The 18,341-nt window shown below is 71.2% G+C and carries 14 protein-coding genes; 11 read left to right on the top strand and 3 right to left on the bottom strand.

Annotated elements, in window-relative coordinates:
- The first annotated feature begins 142 nt into the window (after positions 1-142).
- Entirely contained in the window at positions 143-883 is a 741-nt protein-coding gene (locus ACIBN2_RS42995) for a hypothetical protein (RefSeq protein WP_399143126.1), read from the top strand.
- A gap of 543 nt (positions 884-1,426) precedes the next feature.
- Here the strand turns inward: ACIBN2_RS42995 and ACIBN2_RS42990 are convergent.
- The gene (locus ACIBN2_RS42990; protein WP_399143125.1) at positions 1,427-1,999 is read right to left on the bottom strand and encodes an NADAR family protein; all 573 of its coding nucleotides are present in this window, start codon (positions 1,997-1,999) and stop codon (positions 1,427-1,429) included.
- A gap of 210 nt (positions 2,000-2,209) precedes the next feature.
- On the opposite strand from ACIBN2_RS42990, the gene ACIBN2_RS42985 reads away from it, so the two are divergent.
- The 8 genes from ACIBN2_RS42985 to ACIBN2_RS42950 all read left to right on the top strand — a co-directional run bounded on the left by ACIBN2_RS42985 (position 2,210) and on the right by ACIBN2_RS42950 (position 11,883).
- Positions 2,210-3,748 carry a gamma-aminobutyraldehyde dehydrogenase gene (locus ACIBN2_RS42985; protein WP_399143124.1) on the top strand — a complete coding sequence of 513 codons (1,539 nt, stop codon included), beginning with the start codon at positions 2,210-2,212 and terminating at the stop codon, positions 3,746-3,748.
- A 103-nt stretch (positions 3,749-3,851) separates the two neighbouring features.
- Positions 3,852-5,099 (top strand): PotD/PotF family extracellular solute-binding protein, encoded by a 1,248-nt coding sequence (locus ACIBN2_RS42980; protein WP_399143123.1) that lies wholly within the window; start codon positions 3,852-3,854, stop codon positions 5,097-5,099.
- A gap of 5 nt (positions 5,100-5,104) precedes the next feature.
- Complete coding sequence (locus ACIBN2_RS42975) at positions 5,105-6,256, top strand: ABC transporter ATP-binding protein (protein WP_399143122.1); 1,152 nt, start codon at positions 5,105-5,107, stop codon at positions 6,254-6,256.
- On the top strand, positions 6,256-7,182 hold the full coding sequence (locus ACIBN2_RS42970; protein ID WP_399143120.1) for an ABC transporter permease: 927 nt from the start codon (positions 6,256-6,258) through the stop codon (positions 7,180-7,182). Before ACIBN2_RS42975 ends, ACIBN2_RS42970 begins: the two co-directional genes overlap by 1 nt.
- Positions 7,183-7,983, top strand: coding sequence for an ABC transporter permease (locus tag ACIBN2_RS42965; protein WP_399143118.1), 801 nt, complete (start codon positions 7,183-7,185; stop codon positions 7,981-7,983). It abuts the gene before it with no gap.
- Positions 7,984-8,012: 29 nt separating this feature from the next.
- Positions 8,013-9,431: an NAD(P)/FAD-dependent oxidoreductase gene (locus ACIBN2_RS42960; protein WP_399143116.1), complete on the top strand. Its 1,419-nt coding sequence runs from the start codon at positions 8,013-8,015 to the stop codon at positions 9,429-9,431.
- A gap of 112 nt (positions 9,432-9,543) precedes the next feature.
- Entirely contained in the window at positions 9,544-10,011 is a 468-nt protein-coding gene (locus ACIBN2_RS42955) for a hypothetical protein (RefSeq protein WP_399143114.1), read from the top strand.
- A 69-nt stretch (positions 10,012-10,080) separates the two neighbouring features.
- On the top strand, positions 10,081-11,883 hold the full coding sequence (locus ACIBN2_RS42950; protein ID WP_399143112.1) for a chitinase: 1,803 nt from the start codon (positions 10,081-10,083) through the stop codon (positions 11,881-11,883).
- Here ACIBN2_RS42950 and ACIBN2_RS42945 read toward each other — a convergent pair.
- Positions 11,871-12,398 (bottom strand): phosphatase PAP2 family protein, encoded by a 528-nt coding sequence (locus ACIBN2_RS42945; RefSeq protein ID WP_399143110.1) that lies wholly within the window; start codon positions 12,396-12,398, stop codon positions 11,871-11,873. The two genes, ACIBN2_RS42950 and ACIBN2_RS42945, sit on opposite strands and share 13 nt — an antisense overlap.
- 402 nt (positions 12,399-12,800) lie before the next feature.
- The gene (gene gabT, locus ACIBN2_RS42940) at positions 12,801-14,135 is read right to left on the bottom strand and encodes a 4-aminobutyrate--2-oxoglutarate transaminase (protein ID WP_399143108.1); all 1,335 of its coding nucleotides are present in this window, start codon (positions 14,133-14,135) and stop codon (positions 12,801-12,803) included.
- Positions 14,136-14,384: 249 nt separating this feature from the next.
- Between gabT and ACIBN2_RS42935 the strand changes: the two genes are divergently transcribed.
- Together ACIBN2_RS42935 and ACIBN2_RS42930 are read left to right on the top strand one after the other, a co-directional pair.
- Positions 14,385-16,508, top strand: coding sequence for an ATP-binding protein (locus ACIBN2_RS42935; RefSeq protein WP_399143106.1), 2,124 nt, complete (start codon positions 14,385-14,387; stop codon positions 16,506-16,508).
- 122 nt (positions 16,509-16,630) lie between these two features.
- On the top strand, positions 16,631-18,235 hold the full coding sequence (locus ACIBN2_RS42930) for a PucR family transcriptional regulator (RefSeq protein WP_399143104.1): 1,605 nt from the start codon (positions 16,631-16,633) through the stop codon (positions 18,233-18,235).
- The last annotated feature ends 106 nt before the right edge of the window (positions 18,236-18,341 follow it).

The raw sequence follows: 18,341 nt of genomic DNA, 5'->3' as shown, positions 1-18,341 counted from the left end.
CGGCCGGGCGGGACGCGGGTGATCGGCTGATCGGTGACTCGGGGATCATCGTAGGCCGGGGGTTCCGGCTTGCGGGCCCCGCTCCACGGTGCGGGGTACTGGCCGTAGCATGACGGGACGTTCGACAGAGGGGACTCCGCGCATGTCCGACGACGCGCAGACGCCGGCCGCCCGCGACCCGTGGGCCGCGCCGTCGGAGGCCGACTCGCGTGACGCGGCTCCGAAGGTCCCCCTGGCCAAGCAGGACGGCCCGGCGCCGGAGCCGAACCCGTGGGCGCCGCCGGCGAACGACGGGCCGGCGGGTGCGGGGTACACGATCGCCGGGAGCGACGTGCCGACGGCGGGCCCGGGGAGCGGTCCGGCGCGCCCTTCCGTCCACGACCAGCAGACGGTCACGTCCATGCCCGGTGTCGGCGACACGGCACCGCCCGCCCAGCCCTGGGCCAACCCGTTCGCCCCGCCGGCCGCGACGCCCCCGGCGAGCCCGTACGCCCCGCCCGCCCACCACCACCACGGCGAGCCGGTCCCCCCGCCCCCCATAGCCCCCGACGGCCCCGGCCAGGTCCCCTACGGCTACGGCTATCCGCAGCAGGCCCCCGGTGTGCCCGGCTACTACGGCTGGACCGGCATGACCCCCGTCCCCAGCAACGGCATGGGCACCGCCGCCCTGGTGATCGGCATCATCGCAGTCGTCGTGTTCTGCCTGTGGCCGATCGCCATCCTGCTGGGCGTGCTCGCGGTGATCTTCGGCTCGATCGGCCGCGCCAAGGCCCGCCGAGGCGAGGCCACCAACGCGGGCCAGTCCCTGGCGGGCATCATCTGCGGCGCCGTGGGCATCGTCCTCGGCCTGGTCATGATCGCGGTCCTGATCGCCAACCCCTGACGGCTGCCGCGGCTCTCGCCCCGCCGGGCGAGCGCCTTCTCCTGCCGGCCTGCCGCCTCCGGTGACCGTCTTCCCCGCCCCTCGGCGCGCCACCTCCGACGACTGACTTCCCTCAGCGGCGGGCTGTGTGCCTTCTTCCGGCGGTGACGTCCCTCGCCGCGCTGCCCCCGGCGACCGTCTTCTCGGCGGCGGCCTGTCTTCGACGAGTGCCCTTCTCCGGCGGCGGCCGCCCTCGCCGACCGCCTCCCGGCCTGTCGGCTTCTGGTGGCGATCGTCTCCCGGCCTGTCGGCTTCCGGCGCTGATCGTCTCCCGGCCTGTCGGCTTCCGGCGCTGGCCGTCTCCCGGCCTGTCGGCTTCCGGCGCTGGCCGTCTCCCGGCCTGTCGGCTTCCGGCGCTGACCGTCTCCCGGCCTGTCGGCTTCCGGCGCCGACCGCCTCCCCGGCCTGTCGGCCTCCGGTGGCGATCGTCTCCCGGCCCGTCAGCCCCCACGCCGACCGCCTCCCCGGCCCGTCATCCCCCGGCGCCGACCGCCTCCCGGCCCGTCAGCTCTCCCCGCGCAGCCGCCCCCGCGCCTCCATCAGGGCGAAACCCAGCAGGTTCGGTCCCCGCCACCGCTCCGGGTCCGCCGCCGCGTCGTCGTTCGCCGCGAGGCCGATGCCCCAAACCCGGTCCACCGGGCTCGCCTCGACCAGCACCCGGTCGCCCGTGCCCAGCAGGAAGTCCCGCAGATCCGCGTGCGCGGTGAACTTGTGGACGCTGCCCTCGACGACGATTCCGTACCGCTCGCGCTCCCATGTCCGCTCGTCGAAGCCGCGCACCAGGCGTCCCGCCTTCTTGGCGAGGGAGGGGTGTTCCGCGGCCAGCACCCGGCGCTCCGCCTCCGCGTCCTCGAAGAGGCGGGCCTTGGCCGCCATCATCCAGTGCTCTGCCGTCCCGTACGTCACTCCGGCCACGGTGAAGGGCGACGGCCACCACTGACTCAGGCAACTCGGACCCACCTGTCCGTCGGCCCGCGCCCGATGCCCCCAGAAGTGCAGATACTTGATGCGAGTCCCGGCGTGGACCTCCCTGACCAGGGACTCCCGGGAGTCGATCTTCCCCGTGATCTCTTCCATGCACGGGAGTCTGGCAGGCACCACTGACACTCCGTCCCCCCTTTTCCGTGCTCACTCGACACCTGGTCGACAGATTCCGTCGCGTAACCGAAAGGCAACAACGGAATCCCTTGTAGGACCGCTATTGCTCTGCCAGGATCGGCACTCAAATCGAGCTGGAGCTACGCCACCCGCCCCCCGATCCGCGGGGCGACGGCGGAGGAGAGCGACATGCACAACCCGGGCAGTGACACCCCGGAACGATTCCCGGCGCAGGACCGCTTCTCGGACGGTGCGCAGTTCATCGCGGGCCGCCTGACGAAGGGGACCTCCGGCCGTACCCACGCGGTCGTCGACCCGGCGACCGGCGAGGAGGTGTACACCTACGAGCTGGCAGGACCCGACGACGTCGACGCGGCCGTGGCCGCCGCCCGCGCGGCCTTCCCCGGCTGGTCCGGCGCCACCCCCGGCGAGCGCTCGGACGCGCTGCACCGTTTCGCCGCCGTGCTCGCCGACCGCGCCGAGGACTTCGCCCGCGCGGAGTCCCTCCAGTGCGGCAAGCCGCTGAAGCTGACGCGCGAGTTCGACGTCCCGGGCACCATCGACAACACCGCCTTCTTCGCGGGCGCCGCCCGGCACCTTCAGGGGCAGTCGGCCGGGGAGTACTCCGGCGACCACACCTCGTACGTGCGCCGCGAGCCCATCGGCGTCGTCGGGTCGATCGCGCCCTGGAACTACCCCCTCCAGATGGCCGCCTGGAAGATCCTCCCGGCGATCGCGGCGGGCAACACCATCGTGCTCAAGCCCGCCGAGCTCACCCCGCTCACCTCACTGATGTTCGCCCAGGCCGCGACCGACGCCGGAATCCCGGACGGTGTCGTCAACATCGTCACCGGCACCGGGAAGGAGGCCGGCGAGCACCTCGTGGGCCACCCCGACGTCGTCATGACCTCCTTCACCGGCTCCACCGCCGTCGGCAAGCGCGTCGCCGAGGTCGCCACCGCGACCGTCAAGCGCATCCACCTGGAACTCGGCGGCAAGGCCCCCTTCGTCGTCTTCGACGACGCGGACCTCGACGCCGCAGTCAACGGCGCCGTCGCCGGTGCGCTCATCAACACCGGCCAGGACTGCACGGCCGCCACGCGCGCGTACGTCCAGCGTCCGCTCTACGACGCGTTCGTGGAGCGGACGGCCGCCCTCATGGAGTCCGTCCGGCTCGGCGACCCCTTCGCCCCCGGCACCGACCTCGGCCCGCTGATCTCGCACGTCCAGCGTGACCGCGTCGCCGGCTTCGTCGAGCGGGCGCGCGCCTACGCGCGCGTGGTGACCGGCGGCGAGGCTCCCGGGGGAGACCTCGGCAAGGGCGCGTACTTCCGCCCCACCCTGGTCGCGGACGCCGCCCAGGACAGCGAGATCGTCCAGTCCGAGATCTTCGGCCCGGTTCTGGTGGTCCTGCCGTTCGACAGCGACGACGATGGAATCAGGCTCGCCAACGACACCCCGTACGGCCTCGCCGCCTCCGCCTGGAGCCGCGACGTCTACCGGGCGAACCGCGCCACCCGCGAGATCAAGGCGGGCTGCGTGTGGATCAACGATCACATCCCGATCATCAGCGAGATGCCGCACGGCGGCTACAAGGCGTCCGGCTTCGGCAAGGACATGTCCTCGTACTCATTCGAGGAATACACCCAGATCAAGCACATCATGTTCGACAACACGGCGGTGGCCAGGAAGGACTGGCACCGCACGATCTTCGGGGACCGACTGTAGTCACCGCCCGGCGGTAGTCGGATATTCAACAGAGCCGGCTACCGCCGGGTGAAGAACAGGCCGCCCGACCTGCGGCCGCACCTCCCGAAAGGGCAGCACGCGCATGGAGCAGTACGAGCCCGATCGCCTGTCACCGGCCGTTGCGGCCGCCGTGCGGCGCAGTTTCCGCAACGGACGGGCCGCGATGACCCGCCGTTCCCTGCTGCGCGCCTCCGCGGGCGGCGCGCTCGCCGCCGGCGGCATCGCGTCGCTGAGCGGCTGCGGCATCCCAGCGGCGGGCAAGACGGAAGGCGGCCAGTCGGCCGACGACCACTCGGCCAAGGAGAAGGAGATCAACTTCTCCAACTGGCCCGAGTACATCGACGTGGACGACAGCGGCAAGCACCACCCGACGCTGGAGGCGTTCCGCAAGCGGACCGGCATCTCCGTCAAGTACACCGAGGACATCAACGACAACGACGAGTTCTTCGGCAAGATCCAGCCCCAGCTCGCCGCGGGCCAGGACACCGGCCGCGACCTCATCGTGCTCACCGACTGGCTGGCCGCGCGCATGATCCGTCTGGGCTACGTCCAGAAACTGGACGCATCCAACCTGCCGCACGCGTACGCCAACCTCTCCGAGCAGTTCCGCAGCCCCGACTGGGACCCCGGCCGCGCCTACTCGTACGTGTGGCAGGGCATCTCGACCGTCGTCGCGTTCAACAAGAAGGCGCTCGGCGGCGTAGAGGTGAAGTCGGTCTCCGACCTGCTCGACAACCCCAAGCTCAAGGGCCGGGTCGGTCTGCTGACGGAGATGCGCGACACCGTCGGCATGACCATGCTCGACATGGGCAAGGACCCGGCGAAGTTCACGAGCGACGACTACGACGCGGTGATCGCCCGGCTGCAGAAGGCCGTCGACAAGGGTCAGATCCGCCGCTTCACCGGCAACGACTACACCTCGGACCTCAGCAAGGGCGACCTGGCGGCCTGTGTCGCCTGGGGCGGCGACATCGTCCAGCTCCAGGCGGACAACCCCGACGTCGGCTACGTCATCCCCGACAGCGGCTACATGACGTCCACGGACAATCTGCTGATCCCCAACAAGGCGCGTCACAAGACGAACGCCGAGCGGCTCATCGACTACTACTACGAGCCGGGGCCGGCCGCCGAACTCGCCGCCTACATCAACTACGTGAGTCCGGTCGCGGACGTGAAGCCGTACCTTGCCAAGATCGACAAGTCGGCGGCGAACAACCCGCTGATCCTTCCCGACAAGGCCATGCAGGCGAAGTCCGTCGCCTTCCGCTCGCTGAGCTCGAAGGAAGAGACGGCCTACCAGCAGAAGTTCGCGAAGCTCACAGGGGCGTGACGAAGATGACCAAAGACAGCAGCGGCGACGTCCGCCTCTCCGGCATCAGCAAGACCTACGGCTCCTTCACCGCCGTGCACCCGCTCGACCTGACCGTGCCCCAGGGCTCCTTCTTCGCCCTGCTCGGCGCGTCCGGCTGCGGCAAGACCACCACCCTGCGCATGATCGCCGGTCTGGAGGAGCCCAGCAGCGGCACCGTCCACCTCGGCGACCAGGAGGTCACCCAACTGCCGCCCTACAAGCGGCCGGTGAACACCGTCTTCCAGTCCTACGCCCTCTTCCCGCACCTCGACATCTTCGAGAACGTCGCCTTCGGCCTGCGCCGGCGGGGCATCAAGAGCGTGAAGAAGCAGGTCGAGGACATGCTGGAGCTGGTCCAGCTCGGCGAGCAGGCGCGCAAGAAACCGCACCAGCTCTCCGGCGGCCAGCAGCAGCGCGTCGCGGTGGCCCGCGCACTGATCAACACACCCAAGGTGCTGCTCCTGGACGAGCCGCTCGGCGCCCTCGACCTCAAGCTGCGCCGCCAGATGCAGCTGGAGCTCAAGCGCATCCAGACCGAGGTCGGCATCACCTTCATCCATGTCACGCACGACCAGGAGGAGGCCATGACCATGGCCGACACGGTCGCCGTGATGAACGCGGGCCGCGTGGAGCAGCTCGGCTCTCCCGCCGACCTCTACGAGAACCCCAACACCACCTTCGTCGCCAACTTCCTCGGCACCTCGAACCTGATCGAGGCCGAGGTCGACTCCAGGAGCGGCGACGACATCGTGCTCAGGGCGGGCGGCGGCAAACTGGTGCTGCCCGGGTCGCGGTGCAGCGCGCCGACGACGACCGGCGGCAAGGTGCTGGTCGGCGTCCGCCCAGAGAAGATCTCCCTCACGCACGCCGACGACGCGGGCGAGATCGGCGAGGGCCGCAACCGCATCACCGGGAAGATCGCCGACTCCAGCTTCATCGGCGTCTCCACGCAGTACGTCATCGACAGCCCCGTCTGTCCCGAGTTCGAGGTCTACGCGCAGAACATCGACCGTGACGCCCGCCTCGTGCCCGGCACCGAGGTCGTCCTGCACTGGAACCCGTCCCACACCTTCGGCCTCGACGCGGCCCAGGACATCGACGCCGGTGTCGCCGAGGTCGAGGAGGAGGCCGCCTGATGGCCACGGTCACCGAGGCGCCGCCGCCCCTGGCGCCCGCCCCCGAGAAGAAGCCCCCGCGCAAGCGGGGCCGCTGGACGCCGTACTGGCTGCTGCTGCCCGGCCTCCTCTGGCTGATCGTCTTCTTCGCGCTGCCGATGATCTACCAGGCCTCCACGTCCGTGCAGACGGGCTCCCTGGAGCAGGGCTACAAGGTCACCTGGCACCTCGCCACCTACTGGGACGCGCTGTCCGAGTACTGGCCGCAGTTCCTGCGCTCGATCCTCTACGCCGGCTCGGCGACGATCCTGTGCCTGATCCTGGGCTACCCGCTCGCGTACCTCATCGCCTTCCGGGCGGGCCGCTGGCGGAACCTGATCATGGTCCTGGTGATCGCGCCCTTCTTCACCAGCTTCCTGATCCGCACCCTCGCCTGGAAGACGATCCTCGCGGACAGCGGCCCGGTGGTGAGCGTCCTCAACACACTGCACATCCTGGACCTCACCAACGCGCTCGGCTGGACCGCCGGCGACCGCGTCCTGGCCACACCGCTCGCCGTGGTCTGCGGTCTGACCTACAACTTCCTGCCGTTCATGATCCTGCCGCTCTACACCTCGCTGGAGCGCATCGACGGACGGCTGCACGAGGCGGCCGGCGACCTGTACGCCAAGCCCTGGACGACCTTCCGCAAGGTCACCTTCCCGCTGTCGATGCCCGGCGTGGTCTCCGGCACCCTGCTGACCTTCATCCCGGCGGCCGGTGACTACGTCAACGCCGAACTCCTCGGCTCGACCGACACCCGCATGATCGGAAACGTCATCCAGACCCAGTTCCTGCGGATTCTGGACTACCCGACGGCAGCGGCACTGTCCTTCATCCTGATGGCCGCGATCCTTTTCATGGTCACCATCTACATCCGCAGGGCGGGGACGGAGGATCTGGTCTAAATGCCTTTCGTCAACTGGCTCAAGCGCCATCTTGTGGTCATCGCGGGACTGGTGACCCTCGGGTATCTCCTGCTGCCGAACGTCATCGTCACGGTGTTCTCCTTCAACAAGCCGAAGGGCCGCTTCAACTACCAGTGGCAGCAGTTCTCCACGGACGCCTGGAAGGATCCGTGCGGCGTCGCCGACATGTGCGGCTCGCTGTCGCTCAGCCTCCAGATCGCCTTCTGGGCGACGGTCGGCGCCACCCTGCTCGGCACGATGATCGCCTTCGCGCTGGTCCGCTACCGGTTCCGCGCGCGGGGCACCGTGAACTCGCTGATCTTCCTGCCGATGGCGATGCCCGAGGTCGTCATGGCGGCCTCGCTGCTCACCCTGTTCCTCAACCTCGGCGCCCAGCTGGGCTTCTACACGATCCTTATCGCCCACATCATGTTCTGCCTCAGCTTCGTCGTCGTCGCCGTCAAGGCGCGCGTGATGTCGATGGACCCGCGCCTGGAGCAGGCGGCGCAGGATCTCTACGCCGGTCCGGCGCAGACCTTCCTGCGCGTCACGCTGCCCATCGCGGCGCCCGGAATCGCGGCGGGCGCGCTGCTGTCCTTCGCGCTCTCCTTCGACGACTTCATCATCACCAACTTCAACGCGGGCTCGACCGTCACCTTCCCCATGTTCGTCTGGGGCTCGGCGCAGCGCGGAACGCCCGTTCAGATCAATGTCATCGGCACGGCGATGTTCCTGGTCGCCGTACTGCTGGTGCTGTCGTCCATGGTGATCAGCAATCGCCGCAACCGGCAGAAGGCATAACCGCACCACCCTCGTAGGGAGTTGAAATCATGGCCCCGAGCGCCATGAACCGTTGGACAAAGTCTCTCTCCGACGCACAGCCCGTCCCGTACTGGCTGGAAGACCCCGGCAAGCCCCACCCCGAGCCCGCGCTGACCGGCGCCGAGACCTGCGACCTGCTGGTCGTCGGCGGCGGCTACAGCGGACTGTGGACCGCGCTCATCGCCAAGGAGCGCGACCCCGGACGGGATGTCGTCCTGCTGGAAGGCCGGGAGGCGGGCTGGGCCGCCTCCGGCCGCAACGGCGGCTTCTGTGCCGCCTCCCTCACCCACGGCCTGCCCAACGGGCTTGCCCGCTGGCCCGCCGAGATCCACCGGCTGCAGGAGCTGGGCGCCCGCAACCTCGACGAGATCGAGAAGGCGGTCGCCCGGCACGGCCTCGACTGCGACTTCGAGCGCACCGGCGAGATCGACGTGGCGACTCAGCCGTACCAGGCGGCGGAACTGCACGACTGGCACGAGCAGTTGGAGCGCGAGGGCCTCGCCGACGGCGTCGAGTTCCTGGATGCCGAAGCGGTACGGAAACAAGTCGACTCACCGACATTCCAGGCGGGTCTGTGGGACCGCCGGGGCGTGGCCATGCTCCATCCGGCGAAGCTCGCCTGGGGCCTCAAGCGCGCCTGCCTCCGGCTCGGCGTCCGCATCCACGAGCACACCCCGGCCCTCGCCCTGAAGCAGTACGGTGCCGGAATGGCCGTCCGCACCCCCTACGGCTCGATCCGCGCCCGCAAGGTCGCGCTCGGCACCAACGTCTTCCCGAACCTGGTCAGGCGCGTGCGGTCGTACACCGTCCCGGTCTACGACTACGCGCTGATGACCGAGCCGCTGAGCGACGAGCAGCTCACCTCGATCGGCTGGCAGGGCCGCCAGGGACTCGGGGACTCGGCGAACCAGTTCCACTACTTCCGCCTCTCCGCCGACCACCGCGTCCTGTGGGGCGGTTACGACGCGATCTACCCCTACGGCGGCCGGGTGCGCGCCGAGTACGACGACCGCCCGGAGACCTACGCCAAGCTCGCCGGGCACTTCTTCACCTGCTTCCCGCAGCTGGAGGGCGTCCGCTTCACGCACGCGTGGGGCGGCGCCATCGACACCTGCTCGCGCTTCTCGGCCTTCTTCGGCACCGCGCACCGGGGCAACGTCGCCTACGCGGCGGGCTACACGGGCCTCGGCGTGGGCGCCACGCGCTTCGGTGCCGAGGTGATGCTGGACCTGCTGGCGGGGGAGGAGACGGAGCGGACGTCGCTGGAGATGGTCCGCAAGAAGCCCCTGCCGTTCCCGCCCGAGCCCTTCGCCTGGACCGGCATCGCCCTCACCAAGTGGTCGCTCGCCCGCGCGGACGCGCAGGCCGGCCACCGCAACCTCTGGCTGCGGACGATGGACCGGCTGGGCCTCGGCTTCGACAGCTGAGTGTGATCCAGCTCACTTCAATTGGGTGCCGAAACCCGCGTAATGCCTGCCGGGAGACCTCCCTCTCTCCCTTGACGCGACCAGCGTCAAGGAGAGACAGGGAGGTCTCCTCATGGCGGGGGCGAAGACGGCGGTCGAGTGGCTGGCATCCGTTGCTCCGGATCCCGAGGCCTGTCGCCGGGAATGGGAGCGCAATCCGGCGGGCATCGCGATGCTGCCCGCCGGCAAGGCCTGGGACGTGCTCATCCTGCCGGGTGTGCTCGGCTATCCCACGCTCGACGTCCTCACCCGCATCCTCGCCCGGCCCGGCCCGGTCCTCGCCGGCTTCGGGGACGCGCGCATGGGCTACTTCGTGCCGCCGGGCACCGCGGCACGCTGGCTCGGCACCGGTATCCGTACGGCGGGGGCCGGCACATGGATCGTGGTGCCCTACCCGGGCCGCAGCGCCGGCGGAGTCCGCTGGCTGGTCCAGCCGGACGGCTCCGGCACGCTGACCGACCCCGCGCTGCTCGAACTGGCCATGCACGAGGCGGCGGCGGGCCTGGCGGGGGAGGGCGACGGTCAGGGGCCGAGGTCTTGACAACGGGATTGGTCTGGACCAAATTGGGCGCGCTCCACCCCTCCAATTCCCCCATGCCCGGAGGCACTTGTGGACCGCCCCAGACGCACCAGACCCGTCCTCGCCGCGCTCACAGCGATCCTGCTGGCCGTACCCGGCATCACCGCGCTCTCGTCGGCCGCCCGTGCGGCCGACGCGGACCTGGCGAGGAACGGGGGCTTCGAGTCCGGCCTCGACGGCTGGAGCTGCACAGCCGGTACGACGGTCGGCTCGCCCGTGCACGGCGGCAGCTCCGCGCTGCAGGCGACCCCGGCCGGCAGCGACAACGCGCAGTGCGCCCAGACCGTGACCGTGCAGCCGAACTCCCAGTACACGCTGAGCGGTTACGTCCGGGGCTCCTACGTCTACCTCGGCGCCTCCGGCACCGGCACCAACGACGTCTCCACCTGGACCCAGTCCGCACCCGACTGGCAGAAGCTCACCACGACCTTCACCACCGGCGCCTCCACCACCAAGGTGACCATCTACACGCACGGCTGGTACGGCACCGGTGCCTACTACGCCGACGACGTCTCGCTCGTCGGCCCGGGCGCGAGCGCCGGCCAGCCGCCCGCCGCACCCGGCGGTCTCCAGGCCGGGACGGTCACGTCCTCCTCCGTCGCCCTGTCCTGGTCGGCGGTCACCGGCGCCACGGGCTACGCGATCTACCGTGACGGCGTCAAGGTCCAGACGGCGAGCGGCACTTCGGCCACCGTGGCCGGACTGGCCCCGTCGACGGCGTACAGCTTCCAGGTCACCGCGGTGAACGACGCGGGCGAGTCCGCGAAGTCGGCGGCGGTCACGGCCACCACGACCGCCGGCTCCACCGGGTCGCCGGACCTGCCCGCGCACGCCCTGGTCGGCTACCTCCACGCGAGCTTCGCCAACGGCTCCGGCTACACGCGACTGGCCGACGTCCCGGACAGCTGGGACGTCGTCGACCTGGCCTTCGGCGAGCCGACCTCCGCCACCTCCGGCGACATCCGCTTCACCCGCTGCCCGGTCACCGAGTGCCCGAACGTCGAGTCGGACGCCGACTTCAAGGCGGCGATCAAGGCCAAGCAGGCGGCCGGCAAGAAGGTGCTGATCTCCATCGGCGGCGCCAACGGGCAGGTCCAGCTGACCACCACCGCCGCCCGCGACACCTTCGTCTCCTCGGTCTCGAACATCATCGACACCTACGGCCTCGACGGCCTGGACATCGACTTCGAGGGCCACTCGCTGTCCCTGAACGCCGACGACACGGACTTCAAGAACCCGAAGACCCCGGTGATCGTCAACCTGATCTCTGCCCTGAAGACCCTGAAGGCCAAGTACGGCTCGAAGTTCGTCCTGACCATGGCCCCGGAGACCTTCTTCGTGCAGATGGGCTACCAGTTCTACGGCACCGGCAAGTTCGGCGGCCAGGACCCGCGCTGCGGCGCCTATCTCCCGGTCCTCTACGCCCTGCGCGACGACCTCACCCTGCTGCACGTCCAGGACTACAACTCGGGCCCGATCATGGGCCTGGACAACCAGTACCACTCCATGGGCGGCGCCGACTTCCACATCGCCATGACCGACATGCTGCTCACCGGCTTCCCGGTCGCGGGCGACGCGAACAACGTCTTCCCGCCGCTGCGCCCCGACCAGGTGGCCATCGGCATGCCGGCCTCCACGAACGCGGGCAACGGCTACGTCGCCCCGGCCGAGGTCACCAAGACCCTCGACTGCCTCACGAAGAAGACCAGTTGCGGCTCGTACCCCACCCACGGCACCTGGCCCGCGCTGCGCGGACTGATGACGTGGTCGGTCAACTGGGACCGCTACTCGAACTGGGAGTTCCAGCGGACCTTCGACGGTTACTTCGGCTGATCGCCGTATCTGCCGACGACCATCGAGAAGACCGTGAGCAGCACCGTGCACAGGCACCAGCTGGCCACGACGTCCAGTGGCCAGTGGTAGCCGCGGCGGACCAGGGCGTAGCCGACGCCGAGGTTGACGAGCACGCAGGCGGCGACGAGGGTGCGGCGGAGGGCGGCGCGGCTCAGCAGGGGGAGGAGGAGCAGGGTCGCGGTGCCGTAGGCGACGGTGGCCGTGGCGGTGTGGCCGGAGGGGTAGTAGCCGGTGCCGGGGCCCATGATCGGTGGGCCCGGGCGGTCGATCAGCACCTTGAGCGGGACGACCAGGACCGGGACCAGCGCCATCGCCACGGCCGCCGCCAGGGGCGGCAGCCACCAGCGGTACGTTCCCGCGGCGCGGCCGCGCCGGGCGACGTAGCCGATGACGAGGACGAGCACCGGGACCGCGACGAACACGTTGCCCAGGTCGGCGAGGCCGCCGTAGACGCGCAGCGGGTCCACCAGGGCGTGGCTGACGCGCCTGTCCACACGAACGAGCAGGCCGTCGGAGACGACCTGCCAGGTGATCAGCGCGAAGAGGAGGGCGGGAAGCCCCAGAAGCGCGAGAAGCGGAAGAAAGGAGGCCGGCCGCCCCGGAACAGGGGGGGTGGTTCCGAGGCGGCCGATCTGACCGGATCGACGCCCACCCCGGGGGGTTTGGGGCGGGCGACTGTCCGATCGGTGAGGAGATCCGAAGCCGGAGGCTCCGGGTGTGTGCGCGAGGGCACGACCAGGTCGTAGCTGGGGAGGCCACGGCCTGAAGTCGCCCACAGTCCCCTGTGAGCGGGGTGTATCTCTCATCTGGGTAGAACCTACGGCAGCAGATGGGATGAAGACAGGCGGAATCGCGTCCCGCCATCCACCTCGCACACGTTCTTCACACGGCCTGCCTCAGACGCGGGCGAAGGCCTGCTCGATGATGTCGAGGCCCTCGTTCAGCAGGTTCTCGCCGATGACCAGCGGCGGCAGGAAGCGGAGCACGTTGCCGTAGGTGCCACAGGTCAGGACCAGCAGACCCTCCTGGTGACAGGCCTTGGCGAGCGCGGCGGTCGCCTCCGGGTTCGGCTCCTTGGTCGTACGGTCCTTGACCAGTTCGACGGCGATCATGGCGCCGCGGCCGCGGACGTCACCGATGATGTCGAACTTGTCGGCCATGGCGGTGAGGCGGACCTTCATGATCGCCTCGATGTTCTTCGCCCTGGCGTTGAGGTCGAGCTCCTTCATGGTCTCGATGGCGCCGAGCGCACCGGCGCAGGCGACCGGGTTGCCGCCGTAGGTGCCGCCGAGGCCGCCCGCGTGCGCGGCGTCCATGATCTCGGCGCGGCCGGTCACGGCGGCGAGCGGCAGACCGCCGGCGATGCCCTTCGCGGTGGTGATCAGGTCCGGGACGATGCCTTCGTCCTCGCAGGCGAACCACTGGCCGGTGCGGCAGAAGCCGGACTGGATCTCGTCGGCGACGAAGACGATGCCGTGGGCCGAGGCGAACTCGCGGATCGCGGGCAGGAAGCCCCGCGCGGGCTCGATGAAGCCGCCCTCGCCGAGCACCGGCTCGATGATGATCGCGGCGACGTTGTCCGGACCGACCTGCTTGGTGATCTGGTCGATGGCCTGCGCGGCGGCCTCGGGGCCGGCGTTCTCGGCGCCGGTCGGCCAGCGGTAGCCGTACGCCACCGGCACCCGGTAGACCTCGGGCGCGAACGGGCCGAAGCCGTGCTTGTACGGCATGTTCTTCGCCGTCAGCGCCATCGTGAGGTTGGTGCGGCCGTGGTAGCCGTGGTCGAAGACGACCACGGCCTGGCGCTTGGTGTACGCACGCGCGATCTTGACGGCGTTCTCGACGGCCTCGGCACCGCTGTTGAACAGCGCGGACTTCTTGGCGTGGTCACCCGGGGTGAGCTCGGCGAGGGCCTCGGCGACCTCCACGTAGCCCTCGTAGGGGGTGACCATGAAACAGGTGTGGGTGAAGTCGGCGAGCTGGGCGGAGGCCCGGCGCACGACGGCCTCGGCGGAGGCGCCGACCGAGGTCACGGCGATGCCGGAGCCGAAGTCGATGAGCCGGTTGCCGTCGACGTCCTCGATGATCCCGCCGCCCGCGCGGGTGGTGAACACGGGCAGCACGGAGCCCACGCCCTGCGCGACCGTGGCGGTGCGGCGGGCCTGCAGTTCCTGCGACTTCGGGCCGGGGATGGCGGTGACGATCCGGCGCTCCTGCGGAAGTGCGCTCATGAGGGGCTCCTGGGGTTCTGCGCGGTGGTGCGGATGGCGTTTTGCGGACTCTTGCCTTCTTTTCTCGCAGGCTAGGACCGGGGACGGAAGGTGGGCATGCTCCATGTGGGCGTGTCGGGCCGACGCGATTGTCCACCGTGGACATGGCGCCGGTCACCGACCCGGCCGTGTAAAGCGGTGAACTGCCCGGACGGGGCGTTAGATTGACCGCTGACGGTGGACGGAGCGGCTGGTCAAGGGGCGAGGGCGATGGACAGCGACGGGACGCAGGACGCGCGGGGTACGCATGCGAATCCTGTCCCACGTCCGGCGGGACCACCTCGGATGCCGTCGACGCCGCCCAGGCCGTCCGAGGCCCCGGGCGTGCCGCCACGGCCGGACGGCTCGGCGTTCCTGAGCTGGCTGCGGGCGCCGCGCCCGGACGCGCTGCCCGGCGTGTGGCGGTTCGGGCACCGGCCGCGCCCGGAGGAGGAGCCCGAGCTCATCCCCGCCCGCCAGCTGATCAGCGGCGCGGTGATCGCCTTCCTGGTCGGCTGGCTGGTCTGGTCGCTGCTGTGGAACGGCTACCTCGGCGGCTGGTGGCTGCTCCCGCTCTACGCGATGATCCCCGACTCCTGGGCCCAGCCGCACAGCTTCGGCTCGGTCGTGGTCGTCTACGCCTACTACGTGCTGATCGCCCTGATCATCATGATCGGCGTGGGCCGGCTCGGCCGCTGGGGCGAGATCTGGCGCCGCTACGGCCCGCCCGCCTGGAACCGGACGGCGCCCCGCGCCGAACGCCCGCCCGTTCCCGAGCAGGACCCCGTCGAGTGGCCCCAGCTGCGCGCCGCCGGTGCCGAGGACGCCGCCGAGCGGCTGGCCACCGAGGCCCGCTCGGGGCTGATGCGGGACGTGGACCACGCCCGGATCGCCCGCGCCTGGCAGGGCGTGCGCACCGGCCGGCACACCCTCGCCGCCTTCACCGGTGCCGTGCTGCGGGACGGTGCCGCCGCCTGTCTGCACCCCTCCGGGGAACGAGACCTGCCGGCCCGGCTGGCCCGGCACGACCTGGTGACCGGGCAGGTGCGGCTCGGCACGGCCGCCGACGACCCCCGCAACCCGTACGCCTACCGCGGGGCGGGCCTCGGTCTCGGCACCGATCTGCTCGGCACCTCCTTGCTGGCGGTCGGCCCGGCCGGCTCCGGCAAGACCTCCCACGTGGTGCAGCCGCTCGCCGAGTCCCTCTGCCTGCACGCCCTCGCCGGGCGGGCCGCCGTGGTCGTGGTCGGGGCCGCGGGCGCGGGGCTCGGTCCTGTCGACTCCTACGACGTCGTCGTACGCATCGGCCATCCGGAATCGGTGTACGACCTCGACCTCTACGGCGGGAGCGGTGATCCCGACGAGGCCGCGGCCGTGCTCGCCGAGGCGCTCGTCGGGGACCTCGCGGATCCGCATCCGGGCAGTGACAGCCGCCGGTCCACGACCGTGCTCGCCCAGTTGCTCGGGCCGTTCCGGGCGGTCCACGGCCGCTTCCCCTCCGTACCGGAGCTGCGGCAGCTGCTCGACGGGTCGCCCGGCCCCCTGGACGAACTGCGCACGGCGCTGCAGGGCTCCGGGCAGGACTCGCTGCTGCGGGAACTGGACGCGCGGCAGCGGCAGTCGGGGCACCCGGGCGACGTGGCGGCGGTGCTCGCGGACCGGGTGGCGCTGCTCGACCGGCCCGCCTTCGCCGGGTTCTTCGACACCTCGGGACAGTCCAAGCCGTTCTCGCTCAAGGCCCTCGACCATCCGGTCCGGGTCCGTATCGACCTGCCCGAGCGCGGGCACGCGGACGCCTCGCGGATGCTGGCGCGGCTGGTGCTCGCGCAGTTCACGGCGAGCGTCGCGGTGCGGGAGGACCGCTCGCTGTTCGCCTGCCTGGTGCTGGACGACGCGACGGGCGTCGTGACGCCGGAGGCGGTGCGCGGGATCCAGCGGCTGCGCTCGGCGAACGCCGGTGCCGTGCTCACCCTGCGCACCCTGGACGACGTGCCGAGGCCGCTGCGCGGGCCGCTGCTCGGCTCCGCCGGCTGCCGGATGGCGCTGTCCGGGCTCACCCCGTGGGACGGGCAGGACTTCGCCGAGGTCTGGGGCAAGGAGTGGACGGAGGCGCGGGACGTCACCGACCGCCAGATCATCGCCGAGACCCCGGCCGGCAAGGCCGTGCACATGCTGCGCCGGGTGATCACCGGCAAGGCGCCGACCGCGCGGGCCGTGACCGTACGGCAGGTCGAGCGGGAGCGGTGGTCGGCCTCCGAGCTGGCGCACGGAGTGCCGCCGGGCCACGCGGTGCTGTCCCTGACGAATGTCAACGGGGAGCACGCGCCCCCGCTCCTGGTGGATCTGAGGGATTAGGTCTGGAATCCGAGGCGCCGGGTGACCGTACAGTGAGGCAGAATCGGCACACGCCGTTCATACCTGGCGGCCAAAAGATCACAAGGTTCGCCCGGTCCTCGCAAACCTGACCTGAAGGTCTCATGCCTCCGACGCTTGCCTCGCTCGTCCACCACTCCGCGCTCAAGCTCACCGTGCGCGCGGGTGAGGACGGCCTGGACGTGCCCGTCCGCTGGGCGCACGTCAGCGAACTCGCCGATCCCGTGCCGTACATGGAGGGCGGCGAGCTGCTCCTGGTCACCGCGCTGAAGCTGGACGCGGAGGAACCGGAGGCGATGCGGCGCTACGTGAAGCGGCTGGTCGGCGCCGGAGTGGTCGGGCTCGGCTTCGCCGTGGGCGTCAACTACGAGGAGATTCCGAAGGCGCTCGTCGACGCGGCGGAGGAAGAGGGGCTGCCGCTGCTCGAGGTGCCGCGCCGCACGCCCTTCCTCGCCATCAGCAAGGCGGTCTCGGCGGCGATCGCGGCCGACCAGTACCGGGCGGTGACGGCGGGCTTCGCGGCGCAGCGGGAACTGACGAAGCAGGCGCTGACGGCCGGTCCGGAGGGGGTCCTGTCCGCGCTCGCCGCGCAGGTCGACGGCTGGGTGGCGCTCTACGACGTCTCGGGCACCGTCGTCGCCACCGCCCCGGAGTGGGCGGGCCGGCGGGCCGCGCGGCTGACGGCGGAGGTGGAGCGGCTGCGCGAGCGGCCGGCGCCGGCGTCCTCGGTGGTGGGTCCGCCCGACAACGAGGACCGCGTCGAACTGCACTCGCTGGGCACGGAGCGCCGGGCGCGGGCCGCGCTCGCGGTGGGCACGGCGGCGGCCCTCGGCACGGCGGAGCGGTACGCGCTGCACTCGGCGATCGCGCTGCTCACGCTCACCACGGAGCGGTCGAGGTCGCTGCACGCGGCGGAGCAGCGCCTCGGCGCGGCGGTGCTGCGCATGCTGCTCGCGGGCGAGCCGGACCACGCGCGTGCCGTCGCGGGCCATCTGTACGGCGGCCTCCTGGACTCCCCCTTCCGGATGATCGTCGCCGAGTCGGCGTCGAGCGCGCGCGCCGCGGCCGACGCCGCCGCCGATCCGCTGGGCGCACTCGCCGAGATCGTGGAGTCGGCGGCCGCGCGGGCGGGGGAGTCCGTGCTGGTCGTGCCCGAGGGCGAGCAGCTGATCGCGCTGGCGGCGGACGGGGGCGCGGCGGTCGCCGCGTGCGGGGAGTACGCGGCGGCCGTGGAGGCCGCGCGCTCCGACGTGGCGGTGGCGCGGGAGCCCGCCGGAGACGAGGACGAGCTCGTGGTGGGGCTGTCGGCGCCGGTGGGACCGATAGCGGCCGCGGCGGCGTACAAGCAGGCCGAGCAGGCGCTGTCGGTGGCCCGGCGGCGTGGGCGGGTGTGCGTGGCGCACGAGCAGCTGGCCTCCGGGTCGGTGCTGCCGCTGCTCGCCGACGACGCGGTCAAGGCGTTCGCGGACGGGCTGCTCCGCCCCCTGTACGAACACGACGCGACCGGCCGGGGCGACCTGGTGGCCTCCCTGCGCGCCTGGCTCTCCCGCCACGGCCAGTGGGACGCGGCGGCGGCGGACCTGGGCGTCCACCGGCACACGCTCCGCTACCGGATGCGGCGGGTGGAGGAGATCCTGGGACGGTCCCTGGACGATCCGGACGTCCGGATGGAGCTGTGGCTGGCGCTGAAGGCGACGTCGACGGAGTGAGCGGCGGGCGCGTGGGGTGAGGTGGCCGGCCGGCGTGGCTGCCGGGCGTCCCAGGTGACTTCGACGAACCGTCGTACGCCCGGACCCGTCCACTACGCAGCGGCCA

Origin of the sequence: Streptomyces sp. NPDC050534, from assembly GCF_044457745.1 — a bacterium.
GTDB lineage: Bacteria > Actinomycetota > Actinomycetes > Streptomycetales > Streptomycetaceae > Streptomyces.
Note: the sequence above shows the minus strand (reverse complement) of the source record. Positions and strands in the feature narration are given on the sequence as shown.